5 protein-coding genes and 1 pseudogene are annotated in these 3,359 nt (G+C 59.8%); 5 read left to right on the top strand and 1 reads right to left on the bottom strand.

What is annotated here, in order from left to right:
* The 4 genes from AC04MI_RS24235 to AC04MI_RS24250 form a co-directional block, all read left to right on the top strand.
* Nucleotides 1-348: efflux RND transporter permease subunit (locus AC04MI_RS24235; RefSeq protein ID WP_476498931.1), on the top strand; the 348-nt coding region annotated here is incomplete at its 5' end.
* Between the two features lie 63 nt (nt 349-411).
* The gene (locus AC04MI_RS24240; protein WP_056744980.1) at nt 412-792 is read left to right on the top strand and encodes a hypothetical protein; all 381 of its coding nucleotides are present in this window, start codon (nt 412-414) and stop codon (nt 790-792) included.
* 40 nt (nt 793-832) lie between these two features.
* Nucleotides 833-1,273: a hypothetical protein gene (locus AC04MI_RS24245; RefSeq protein ID WP_158236074.1), complete on the top strand. Its 441-nt coding sequence runs from the start codon at nt 833-835 to the stop codon at nt 1,271-1,273.
* Nucleotides 1,270-1,830 (top strand): hypothetical protein, encoded by a 561-nt coding sequence (locus tag AC04MI_RS24250; protein WP_055401673.1) that lies wholly within the window; start codon nt 1,270-1,272, stop codon nt 1,828-1,830. Before AC04MI_RS24245 ends, AC04MI_RS24250 begins: the two co-directional genes overlap by 4 nt.
* A 32-nt stretch (nt 1,831-1,862) precedes the next feature.
* On the opposite strand, the gene AC04MI_RS24255 is transcribed toward AC04MI_RS24250, so the two are convergent.
* Nucleotides 1,863-2,915: a DMT family transporter gene (locus AC04MI_RS24255; protein ID WP_099730248.1), complete on the bottom strand. Its 1,053-nt coding sequence runs from the start codon at nt 2,913-2,915 to the stop codon at nt 1,863-1,865.
* A gap of 68 nt (nt 2,916-2,983) precedes the next feature.
* Between AC04MI_RS24255 and AC04MI_RS24260 the strand changes: the two are divergent.
* A pseudogene (locus AC04MI_RS24260) lies at nt 2,984-3,359 on the top strand (hypothetical protein); the annotation flags it as partial.

A 3,359-nucleotide genomic window follows, 5' to 3' on the forward strand; every position in this document is an offset into this window, starting at 1 on the left:
GCCGTGCTCAATGGTCTGGTGATGATTTCGTACATCCGCAGCTTGAGGGAAGGCGGTGTTGGTCTTGACGAAGCAATCCGTGACGGCGCGCTCACCCGGCTACGGCCGGTTCTGATGACTGCCCTGGTGGCCTCGCTGGGCTTCATTCCAATGGCCATTGCGACAGGCACCGGCGCTGAAGTCCAGCGTCCCCTGGCCACCGTGGTGATCGGCGGAATTCTCTCGTCCACGCTGCTCACGCTTCTCGTGCTGCCGATTCTTTACCGTCTGGCCCACCGGCCCGATGAGGAAGATGAGGACGTGTCCGCTGAGCCCTCGCATCCCCCAGACGTGTCCGCGTCCGCGTAGTTGAAACGGTCCCGCTCGCTGATCGTGGGGCCGTCCCTTTTCTCCACCCCCAAAGGAACTGTCATGAAACTCTCCCAACTCATTCTCGCAGTGGCGGTGTCGGCCTGCGGCACGGCGTTCGCTGCTGACAACCATGGTCACGACATCAAACCGATGCACGGTGGTGCTGTCGCCGAAGCCAAGGAGGTCGAGTACGAACTCGTCGCCAGCGCCGACAAGCTGCAGCTCTATATGCGCGACCATGGAAAGCCAGTTGCCGTGGCGGGAATGACCGCCAAGGTCACGCTGCTGGCAGGCAGCGAGAAACAGGATGTCCAGCTCCAAGCCGGTGACGGCAAGCTGGAAGCCGCGGGCAGCTTCAAAGTCCCCGCCGGTACCAAAGCCGTCGTCGCTGTCTCGAAGGCCGGCAAGTCGGTTGCCTCTGTTCGTTTCACGCTGAAGTAATACGAAGCCTGGCTGGGGGGATCGCCCTCGCGACGCCCCAGTGTTGATCCACTTTCAGCAGTCCGTTCACGTCAAAGAAACTGACTACATAGTTGCGAGTTCGGTCAGCCCATCGGCAATATGCCTTTGCTGGATGCAAAAAGGAGCGATCCATGTCAATGCAGGCGGCACAGGTCGCGCCTTTTGCCAAACTGTTCTGGATTTGGATCGGCTTGTTGACCTCCGTGTTTGTGTTTTGGAGGCTGCGGCGTATCTGGCTCAAACGCCACCCGCCAATGGCGGTGAGAGTCAAGTACAGCCGACGCTTGGCCAAGAGACTGAGGGATCGACAGGCAATGCGTTTGAAATACCGAAATACACCGAAATCGCGGCACCGCCAGATGCAATCCAAGGAGGCAGACCGTGGGTAAAAGTGCCGGAGTCGCTGACAAACCTGCAGTCGCTGATCAACAACCTCCACAGCAAAGAATCAGATCCATGACAAAAATTCCTCCACATTCAGGCACCCGCCGCCTCTGCGTGATCCTGACTTCTGCGCTGGTTGCTAGCTTGCTGGCGGGTTGTGCCACCCCTACTGGGGCCGATCCTTCCGCAGAAGCGCCATACTGTTACAAAGCCAGGAAGGGCCGAGTAATCGCATGCACTCGGGTGCCCGCCCCCAGCCTGAATGCCGACGCTCAGGCGAAGCGCTTTACTCCCGATCCGAATGCGCTCACCGTCTACGTCGTACGGCGCAACTGGGGAGATGGCGGGCGGTTTGTGAAGATCAGCGCGGATAACGAAATCGCCGCCGAGACTCTCCCCAACACGATGGTGCGCTTCAAGTTGAAGCCAGGAACGCATACGTTCACCTTGGATTTCGAAGGAGAGCGTCAAGTCGCAACCGTGGATGGCAAAGCTGGTGACCTACGATTTCTTCGGATCGATGGAACGGTTTGGGCATGGAAGAGCACGTTTGTATGGGCGACTGACGGCGAGGATGCTATTCGGGAAAGGGCTTACAAGGCTCGCCTGGTCGCCGACCTGACGGTCAAGTGACCTCGGGGGAGCAGACAAAAAATCCCTGGGGTTCAGTGAACGTGTTGATGGTGCACGTCAGGAGCATGGGGATGAGCGTGGGTCATAGGTTCATGGGTGTGCTTGTGACTGTGGCTGCCCTTTGGCATCACAAAGTGCACATGTGAATGGTGCCCATCGTCGTGCCGGTGGGCATGCTCATGCTCAAGCACTTCGTGTGTGTGCTCGTGACCATGGCTTTCCGCCAAGTGCAGTACCACTCCCGCCAGCATCAATACCCCGCCCAGCAGCATCAACCATCCCGCAGAGCGGTCCCCGAAACCGAAGGCCACGGCAGCACCGATGAAGGGCGCGAAAGCAAACACCGAGCCTGTGCGCGCCGCGCCAAACGCCCGCTGGGCAAGAAGGTAAAAGCGCAGACTCAGGCCGTAGCCAGTGGCTCCCACGGCGAGAAGTCCTAGTGCTGCGGATAACGAAGGCCAAGGCTCCCCAGTCGAAACCGCCAATGCAGCCGTCACTGCGGCTCCCAAGGTAGCCTTGGCCATCACCACCTGGCTGGGGTCGCGCTCAGCCAGTCCACGGGACAAGGTGTTGTCCACCCCCCAGGCGACGGTGGCCAGCAACACGGCAAGCAACCCCATCAGCTGAACTCCTCCCTGTAGGCCCTGGTCCAGAACGAGCGCCATTCCTCCTGCGAGCAGCAAGAGCATGGCGGCCCACACGCGGCGGTCCATGGTTTCACTGTACAGCCACCATGCCAGCGTCGCGGTGAACAACGCCTCCAACGTGAGCATGAGCGATGCGCTGGCCCCGCTCGTATGCTGCAGCCCCCAGGCCAGGGCCACCGGCCCCAGCGCCGCGCCAAAGCCAGCCATCGCCAGAAGGCTCGGAATGTCGGACCTCTGCACCCGCGCTTCGTGCGCAGCAGTCCGCAGCGACAGGGCCCCGATCAGCGCTGCTCCGGCATACAGCAGCGCTGCTGTCGTGAAGGCACCCAAGCCAGCGCCCAACTTTTGCACCAAAGGCGTACTGATGCCGAACAAAGCTGCTGCCACCAGTGCAAACAGGCCGCCGCACAGGGCTGGATGGTGCGAAGAGTCGATCATAGTGCGAGTGATTTCACCATGAAGTCCATGGCCTACCATTGGGTAGCGATTCATGGAGGGGCACAACTATGGAAACCGAGGTGGGAGCGATAGCCGAGGGGCAGCAGATTCTCAGTGGCGATGACGTGATGGAGGCGCAGTTCAAGTTGCAAGAAGCAACCGAGAACGGCGAGCCCGCGCAGAAGCTGTATTTGAAGACRTTCCAACCCATCGACCGGGACATGCAGATATGGCAAGCAAGACCCGAATCGGAGTGGCCCTTGCTAGCGACCATCCTGGCAAACAGGATCATCATGTATCCAATACATGCGAATCCACACACAAAGCGCTATCTGAAGCCAAAACATGGTCGCTTCACGACCGTTATTTACGAAGATGGCGCCCGTAGCGATTTGCCAAGCGACCCGCAGGACGCGGCAGCTCACGTCGCATTAAGACTGGCAT

Source organism: Acidovorax sp. LjRoot204, assembly GCF_056175785.1.